Raw genomic sequence first — 9,216 nt, 5'->3', positions numbered from 1 at the left:
GTTTCCCGTCAAGGCACACTTTGTTTTTCGCCTTGACTAGAAAACCTTTGTTTTTATTGTTTGGTTATTAACCCCGCAAAAGAGAAAGTAATTATCTGTTTTTTTGCACTTTACTTTACAATTGGAGGAAAATATCCCACCATCATACACACATTATCCACAATAAAAAAGTACTTCTTTCTATTTATCTACGTTTTAAACAAATTTATCCACAATTACACACACATGTATAATCTTTTCGCAGACCTTGTGTAAAATAATAAAAAACCTTTATATATACACTTTTTTATGTGGATAACTACTGTGAATATATTTCTTTTATCATAAAGTTATCCACATTTTTTATCCACAAATTTATTTTTTGTGGATAATTTCTATCAATCTTATATCTCTTTTTAAAAACTGTGGATAACTTTTTTTAAATGTGTTAAAATACTCTAATGAACAACATAGAAAGGACACTAAAGATGAATCATTTAGACGATATTTGGCATTATTTACTTGTTGAATTAAAAAAATTATTCACTAAAGGCATGTACGAAATTTATATTGAATCAGCTAAACCAATAAAATTTGAACAAAATTGTTTAACATTATTATTGCCTGAAATGATTCATAAACAAACATGGGAAAATTTAATTTTAAATTCAGCAACTTACATTTTACGTACAAAATTTGAACAGGCAGATATTTCACTTATTTTAGAAGAACAATTACCAAAACAACCTGTATCAAAAATTAAAAATCAACGTCGTATCAACTTAAACCCTAATTATACATTTGATAGTTTTGTCGTTGGTTCTGGTAATACAATGGCTCATGCTGCTGCACTAGTTGTTTCACAAAGTCCCGGAACAGCCTATAATCCTTTATTCATTTATGGTGGATCCGGACTAGGAAAAACACATTTAATGCATGCTATTGGAAATACTATTTTAAGAAATAATCCCTCTGCAAATATCCACTATGTCACAAGTGAAACATTTACAAATGATTTTATCAATTCGATTCAAACAAAATCACAAGAAGAATTTAGAAATCATTACCGAAATGTTGACTTATTGATGGTAGACGATATTCAATTTTTAGCAAACAAAGAAAGTACATTAGAAGAATTTTTCCATACATTTAATGCTTTACACGAATCTGGTAAACAAATCGTTTTAACAAGTGATCGACTTGCCTCTGAAATTCCAGAATTACCCGATCGCCTTGTTTCTCGTTTTGGTTCTGGTTTATCATCTGATATTACACCACCAGATTTAGAAACGAGAACAGCTATTTTAAGAAAAAAAGCCATTAGTAATCATATCAATATTCCAGATGATACACTTAATTATATTGCAGGACAAGTCAACTCAAACGTTCGTGACCTAGAAGCTGCTTTAACACGTGTTAATTTTTATTCTTTAACCAATCATCGTGATATTGATACAAACTTAGCTGCCGAAGCACTAAAAGATATTGTATCTGTAAATGCCAAACGAACAATATCTATTTATGACGTACAAATCGAAGTTGGAAAAATCTTTAGTGTCACCATTGAACAACTAAAAGGTAAAAAACGAAACAAAGACATCGTTATTCCAAGACAAATTGCGATGTATTTATCAAGAGAAATCACAGGAAATTCTCTTCCAAAAATTGGACAAGAATTTGGTGGAAAAGACCACACCACAGTTATGCATGCATGTGATAAAATACAGCAAACCATAGATACGAATAGCGACATGGCGTTAATCAAACAAATTGAACAAATTCGTAAAAAACTTGAAAAATAATTGTGGATAACTCATTCTTTTTTACACAGATTTTTACAAAAGTTTTCCACATGTGAATGATGATAAATAAATACTTTTTTAGCCCTTTACACATTATCCACAACCCCTACTAATACTATTACCTTTATATAAAAATAAAATAATAAAAGGAGTAACCATGAAATTCACTATTAACCGTCACGTATTTTTAAAACATTTATCAGATGTACAACGTGCCATTACATCAAAAACAACAATTCCAGTTTTGACAGGTGTGAAATTAGCACTCACAACAAATGAATTAGTGTTAACAGGAAGTGATGCAAGTATTTCAATAGAAAAAATAATCTCTTCTGATATAGAAGAAAATGAATTAGATATTATCCAAACAGGAAGTATCGTATTACCTGCTCGCTTTTTTGGAGAAATTATTCGTAAATTATCGGGTAAAGATGTTCAAATTACACTACTAGAAAACAATAAAGTTGAAATTGTATCCGATAAATCTGTCTTTACAATCAATGGAATTGATGCAGAATTATATCCAATCATTTCAAATATTGACATAGAAGAAAATCAAACAATTTCTATCGCATCATTTTTATTTAAAAATGTATTATCACAAACTATTTTCGCAGCATCAACAAGCGAAAATCGTCCTATTTTAACAGGTATCCATTTAGTTGTTGAAAATGGACAACTCATTACAACAGCAACAGACAGCCATAGAATGAGTAGACGTATTATTTTATTACCATCTATTTCAAAAGATATTTCTTATCAATGTACGATTCCAGCCAAAAGTTTAGTGGAATTATCACGTATTTTAAGTGATGAAGAAGATGTTAAAATGACAGTATCGGATAATAAAGTCTTATTCACAACAGAAAATTTATATTTTTATAGTCGATTAGTAGAAGGAATTTATCCAGATGTTTCTCGCCTATTAAAAAATCAATACGAAACAACCTTTAAAGTAGAATCGTCTATCTTTTTACAATCTGTTGAAAGAGCATCTATTTTATCCACAGAAGGAAAAAATGATATTGTTACTTTAACGCTAAATAAAAACAGCTTTATTTCTAGTGAATCTGCAGAAATTGGGTATGTAGAAGAAGAATTAGATATGTTATCATTTGAAGGAAAACCAATGAAAATTTCATTTAATCCAAACTATATGAAAGACGCTTTAAAAGCATTCCAAAATCAAAAAATTGAAATTAACTTAATTGAAGAAGGAAAACCTTTCACATTGAAATTAGATGAAGAAAATGACTACTTTGTTCAATTGATTACACCTATAAGAACAAGAAATTAAAAAATGACAAAAATATCCAAAAGAACAAAAAACGGCTTAAAATGTCGTTTTTTTGCTTTTTATAAGGTTTTGTATTATAATTTACCTTGAGGTCTTGTGCAGAAAGTAGGGAAAATAATGAAAAAAACAGTTGATATAACAGAAGATTACATCACACTTGGACAATTATTAAAATATACTGATATGATTAGTAGCGGTGGTATGGCTAAATGGTATCTGGAGAATCATACAGTATATTTAGACGGAGAAGTGGAACAAAGACGTGGTAAAAAAATTTATCACGGGTCTGTTGTAGAATTTGAAGACGGAACATCATTTGTAATTAGACAAATTTAAAATGAAAATTGAAAATTTATCACTCGTTCAATATCGAAACTATACAAAACAAATGATTTCATTTTCCCCTAATGTGAATATCTTTTTAGGTAAAAATGCACAAGGAAAAACAAATTTAATGGAATCTATCCACGTTTTAGCATTAACAAAAAGTCACCGTACATCCCAAGAAAAAGAATTGATCGAATGGGAACATGATTTTACACGTATTGAAGCACTTATCAAAAAAAATGAAGAATCCATTCCTTTAAAATTGATTATTCATAAAAAAGGAAAAAAAGCTGTTGTTGGCAATATTGAAAAGAAAAAATTAAGCCAATATATTGGCATACTCAATGTCGTGCTTTTTTCTCCTGAAGATTTAAACATTATAAAAGGCTCTCCAAGCATTCGTAGACGATTTATTGATGTCGAATTAGGTCAAATGAATGCTCTATATTTGTATCATCTATCTCAATATCAAAAAATATTAAAACAACGCAATTTATATTTAAAAGAAAGACAAATTGACGATACATATTTAGACGTATTAACGGAACAATTATGCTTACAAGCAGCATCTATGCTACATGCACGTATTCAATTCATCAAAAAATTAGAAATATGGGCAATGAAAATAAATCATCTCATTTCTCAAGAACAAGATTGTTTATCCTTAGTGTATGAATCACAAATTGATTATACAGCAGAAGATGATGAAAATACATTATATGAAAAATATATGACTTTATTCAAAAAAGGAAAAAAAAGAGAAATAGACCAATGTATGACATTATTTGGTCCTCATCGAGATGATTTGGTTTTTATGGTAAATGGCGTCAATGTTCAAGTATACGGCTCACAAGGGCAACAAAGAACAGTAGCATTAAGTATTAAACTAGCAGAAATTGATTTAATGAAAGAAATGACGGGAGATTATCCCATTTTATTATTAGATGATGTTTTATCAGAACTTGATGACGATAGACAAACATTTTTATTAAAATCTATTGAACATAAAGTCCAAACATTTATCACAACAACCAATATAGACGGTATTAAAAAAAATATGATTAGTGAACCTAAAATCTTTGAAATTTTGAAAGGAAGTGTTGTATCACATGACTGAAAATTTAGAACAACTGGCGCAACAATATGATGCAAGTCAAATTCAAGTATTAGAAGGATTAGAAGCAGTTAGAAAACGTCCTGGTATGTATATCGGATCAACGAGTGGTGCAGGCTTACATCATTTAGTATGGGAAATTGTGGATAATTCGATTGATGAAGCATTGGCAGGATTTGCAACACATATTTCTATTACAATCAATAAAAATAATAGTATCACAGTAATAGATGACGGACGTGGAATCCCAGTTGATATTCAAGAAAAAACAGGACGACCAGCCGTTGAAACAGTTTTTACTGTCCTACATGCAGGTGGAAAATTCGGTGGAGGAGGATATAAAGTATCCGGTGGATTGCACGGTGTAGGGGCATCTGTTGTAAATGCCTTATCTGAAAATCTATGTGTTAAAGTCTATAAAGAAGGAAAAATTTATCAACAAGAATATGAACGTGGAAATGTCTTATACGACTTAAAAGTAGTAGGCGATACAACAAAACACGGAACAGAAGTGTATTTTTTACCCGATTCAACAATTTTCCAAGAAACAACGATTTTTGAATACGAAAAACTCATGACACGTGTACGAGAACTTGCATTCTTAAATAAAGGATTACGCTTGAGTATTGAAGATACTCGTGAAAACCAAGAAAGAAAAGATGAATTTTATTATGAGGGTGGTATTAGTAGCTATGTAGAATACCTCAATCATAATAAAAAAGTATTATTTGATGACCCTATCTACATTGAGGGAGAACAAGACGATATTCAAGTTGAAGTATCCTTACAATATAATGACACCTATTATAGCAACATGTTAAGTTTTACAAATAATATTCATACGCATGAGGGAGGAACACACGAACAAGGGGTACGAACATCTTTAACACGTGTGATTAACGATTATGCAAAGAAAAATAAAATGATAAAAGAAAACGAAGAAAACTTAACAGGCGAAGATGTCCGTGAGGGATTAACATGTATCGTTTCTATTAAACACCCAAACCCACAATTTGAAGGGCAAACAAAAACAAAATTAGGAAATTCTGACGCAAGAAAAATTACAGAACGCCTATTCGGTACCTATTTTGAAAAATTCTTACTTGAAAATCCTCAAGTAGCCAAAAAAATTATTGAAAAAGGTATTCTAGCCTCTAAAGCACGACTGGCAGCAAAACGTGCTAGAGAAGTGACACGTAAAAAATCAGGATTAGAAATTAGTAATTTACCAGGAAAATTAGCCGACTGTTCAAGTAAAGAACCTGAACTTTGCGAATTATTTATTGTTGAGGGAGATTCCGCCGGAGGAACAGCTAAACAAGGTCGTTCCCGTATGTATCAAGCAATCTTACCAATTCGAGGTAAAATTTTAAACGTTGAAAAAGCAACACTGGATAAAATTTTAGCCAATGAAGAAATTCGCTCGCTATTCACAGCAATGGGAACTGGATTTGGCTCAGAATTTGATGTTGAAAAAGCACGTTACCATAAATTAGTCATCATGACCGATGCCGACGTCGACGGTTCTCACATTCGCACATTGCTATTAACACTATTTTATCGTTACATGCGTCCATTGGTAGAAGCAGGTTACATTTACATTGCACAGCCACCATTGTATCAAGTCAAACAAGGTAAAACTGTACAATACCTAGCAAGTGATGAAGAACTAAAAGACTATTTAGAAACATTACCAGCAACACCAAAACCAAATATCCAACGCTATAAAGGTCTTGGAGAAATGGATAAAGAACAACTATGGGAAACAACCATGAACCCTGAAAACAGACGTATGTTGCAAGTAACCGTAGATGACGCAGCAGAAGCTGACAAAGTATTGGATATGCTTATGGGAGATCGTGTTGAACCACGCAGACAATTTATCGAAGAAAATGCCAAATATGTTAAAAACTTGGATATATAAACAGGATGTGAACTCGAGCGTTTATTCAAGAAAACAAATCCAACATATTAAAAAATATCAAAAAAAAACGTAACTAAACAAAAAATAGATTATCTATTCATCAATATTAATTCATATAAAAGATACCACACACAAGGAGGTAAGATATGTCAGAGGAACAAATTATTCGTGATGAAACATTTTCAAAAGCAAATTTAAGTGAAGAAATGAGAACATCATTTTTAGACTATGCCATGAGTGTTATCGTATCACGTGCATTACCCGACGTAAGAGATGGATTAAAACCAGTACACCGCCGTATTTTATACGGCATGCACGAATTAGGTGTTACACCAGATAAAGCTTATAAAAAATCAGCACGTATTGTCGGAGATGTTATGGGGAAATATCACCCACACGGAGATAGTGCTATTTATGAATCCATGGTACGTATGGCACAAGATTTTAGTTATCGCTATATGTTAGTAGACGGACATGGAAACTTTGGTTCAATAGACGGAGATGGTGCAGCTGCAATGCGTTACACAGAAGCTCGTATGTCAAAATTGGCTCTTGAAATGTTAAGAGATATCAATAAAGATACAATAGACTATCACGATAACTATGACGGTTCAGAACGTGAACCAGACGTATTACCAGCTCGATTTCCTAATTTATTAGTAAATGGTGCAACAGGCATTGCCGTAGGTATGGCAACCAATATTCCGCCACATAACTTAAACGAAGTAATTTCAGCCATACAATTACTCATGGAAAACGAACATGTTACAGTATCTGAACTAATGGAAGTATTACCTGGACCAGATTTTCCAACCGGCGGCATTGTCATGGGAAAATCCGGTATTCGAAAAGCCTATGAAACAGGAAAAGGTAGCATTATTGTTCGAGGACGTGTTGATATTGAACAAATGAAAAATGGTAAAGAACGCATTATTATTAGCGAATTACCATATATGGTCAATAAAGCAAAACTTGTTGAAAAAATAGCAGAATTAGCAAGGGATAAACGCATTGACGGTATTACATACGTTGCAGATGAATCAGGACGAGAGGGTATGCACGTGGTTATTGAAGTTAGACGTGACGTCAGTGCCAGTGTGGTTGTAAACAATCTTTACAAATTAACACCACTCCAATCATCTTTTGGTTTCAATATGCTTGCCATTGAAAAAGGTGTCCCAAAAGTTCTAAGTTTAAAATGCATACTCGAAAATTATGTTGAACACCAAGAAGAAGTGATTAGACGTCGTACAATCTTTGATAAAAAACGTGCAGAAGCTAGAGCACATATTTTAGAGGGATTACAAATTGCCTTAGATCACATTGATGAAATAGTTTCTATTTTACGTTCTTCTAAAACAGGAGATGAAGCCAAAAATATTTTCATGGAAAAATTCGGTCTTTCAGACAAACAATCACAAGCTATTTTAGATATGCGCATGGTTCGACTAACAGGACTAGAACGTGAAAAAATTGACGCAGAATACAAAGAATTGATTGCACTTATTGCCGACTTAACCGATATTCTAGCAAGACGTGAACGTATTTTAGACATTATCAAAACAGAATTAAAAGACATTCAAGAACGCTTTGGAGATCAAAGACGTACAGAATTACTTGTCGGTGAAGTGTTAAGTCTTGAAGACGAAGATTTGATTGATGAAGAAAATATTGTCGTAACATTAACAAATAATGGCTATATTAAACGTCTAGCCAACACAGAATTTAAAACACAAAAACGTGGAGGACGTGGCGTACAAGGCATGACCATGCATGACGGAGATTACATTAGTACACTAGTATCTTGTTCAACGCACGATACTTTACTATTTTTCAGCAACAAAGGAAAAGTCTACAAGATGAAAGGATATGAAGTCCCAGAATATAGCAGAACAGCAAAAGGCTTACCGATTGTAAACTTGCTGACTATTGAAGCAGACGAAAAAATCCAAACCATTATCAATTTACAAAGTGAATTGGAAAACACGAATTATTTATTCTTTGGAACAAAAAAAGGTGTCGTCAAACGTGTTAAATTATCCGAATTTAGCAATATTAGAACAAGTGGATTAAAAGCAATTAACATGCAAGAAGACGATGAATTGATTGATGTCTTATTAACAAACGGTAAACAAAACATTATTTTAGGCACACACTACGGCTATTCAGTAAGTTTTGATGAAAATGACGTACGTTCTATGGGACGTGCAGCCTCCGGTGTAAGAGGAGCCAAACTAAGAGAAAACGATTATATAGTAGGAATGGACATTCTTGAAAAAGGAGCCAAAGTATTAGTTATTACCGAAAAAGGATATGGCAAACGTACTGATGAAAGTGAATATATCATCAAAAACCGTGGCACAAAAGGCATTAAAACAGCCAATATTACTGAAAAAAATGGTAATTTAGTTGGCTTAACAACAACCAAAGGCGAAGAAGACATTATGGTTATGACCGATAAAGGTGTCATTATCCGCTTTAGTTCAGATGATATTTCTGAAACAGGACGTGCCACACAAGGTGTTCGCCTCATGAAATTAGATGATGACGCTGTCGTATCGTCTATGGTCAAAGTAGAACGAGAAGATAATGATGAACATATAGAAGAAAATACAGCAGAAAATATAGTAGAAAATGAAAAAGAATCTCCAATTGTAAAGTAAAGTGCAAAAAAACAGATAATTACTTTCTCTTTTGCGGGGTTAATAACCAAACAATAAAAACAAAGGTTTTCTAGTCAAGGCGAAAAACAAAGTGTGCCTTGACGGGAAAC

6 protein-coding genes are annotated in these 9,216 nt (G+C 32.5%); all 6 read left to right on the top strand.

Translation table 11 applies throughout. The annotated features are described in order from the left end of the window. The first annotated feature begins 467 nt into the window (after nt 1-467). Nucleotides 468-1,781: a chromosomal replication initiator protein DnaA gene (gene dnaA / locus GMA06_RS07820; protein ID WP_163545865.1), complete on the top strand. Its 1,314-nt coding sequence runs from the start codon at nt 468-470 to the stop codon at nt 1,779-1,781. A gap of 157 nt (nt 1,782-1,938) precedes the next feature. Next, nucleotides 1,939-3,078, top strand: a complete 1,140-nt coding sequence (gene dnaN / locus GMA06_RS07815; RefSeq protein WP_163562249.1) for a DNA polymerase III subunit beta — start codon at nt 1,939-1,941, stop codon at nt 3,076-3,078. A 117-nt stretch (nt 3,079-3,195) separates the two neighbouring features. Then, nucleotides 3,196-3,414 (top strand): S4 domain-containing protein YaaA, encoded by a 219-nt coding sequence (yaaA, locus tag GMA06_RS07810; RefSeq protein WP_163545863.1) that lies wholly within the window; start codon nt 3,196-3,198, stop codon nt 3,412-3,414. A 1-nt stretch (nt 3,415) separates the two neighbouring features. Then, nucleotides 3,416-4,522: a DNA replication/repair protein RecF gene (recF, locus tag GMA06_RS07805; RefSeq protein ID WP_163562248.1), complete on the top strand. Its 1,107-nt coding sequence runs from the start codon at nt 3,416-3,418 to the stop codon at nt 4,520-4,522. Further along, nucleotides 4,515-6,443: a DNA topoisomerase (ATP-hydrolyzing) subunit B gene (gene gyrB, locus GMA06_RS07800; RefSeq protein WP_163545861.1), complete on the top strand. Its 1,929-nt coding sequence runs from the start codon at nt 4,515-4,517 to the stop codon at nt 6,441-6,443. The genes recF and gyrB overlap by 8 nt, the downstream gene beginning before the upstream one ends. 146 nt (nt 6,444-6,589) lie before the next feature. Next, complete coding sequence (gene gyrA / locus GMA06_RS07795) at nt 6,590-9,106, top strand: DNA gyrase subunit A (protein WP_163562247.1); 2,517 nt, start codon at nt 6,590-6,592, stop codon at nt 9,104-9,106. The last annotated feature ends 110 nt before the right edge of the window (nt 9,107-9,216 follow it).

It is taken from the genome of Granulicatella sp. zg-84 (assembly GCF_010892375.1).
In the GTDB taxonomy this organism is placed as follows: domain Bacteria; phylum Bacillota; class Bacilli; order Lactobacillales; family Aerococcaceae; genus WM01.
This window is presented reverse-complemented; position numbering and strand designations above follow the sequence as displayed.

What these genes read in the sequence shown, in the direction of transcription:
- dnaA (WP_163545865.1), top strand. Translation starts at nt 468, where the DNA reads ATGAATCATTTAGACGATATTTGGCATTATTTACTTGTTGAATTAAAA.
- dnaN (WP_163562249.1), top strand. Translation starts at nt 1,939, where the DNA reads ATGAAATTCACTATTAACCGTCACGTATTTTTAAAACATTTATCAGAT.
- yaaA (WP_163545863.1), top strand. Translation starts at nt 3,196, where the DNA reads ATGAAAAAAACAGTTGATATAACAGAAGATTACATCACACTTGGACAA.
- recF (WP_163562248.1), top strand. Translation starts at nt 3,416, where the DNA reads ATGAAAATTGAAAATTTATCACTCGTTCAATATCGAAACTATACAAAA.
- gyrB (WP_163545861.1), top strand. Translation starts at nt 4,515, where the DNA reads ATGACTGAAAATTTAGAACAACTGGCGCAACAATATGATGCAAGTCAA.
- gyrA (WP_163562247.1), top strand. Translation starts at nt 6,590, where the DNA reads ATGTCAGAGGAACAAATTATTCGTGATGAAACATTTTCAAAAGCAAAT.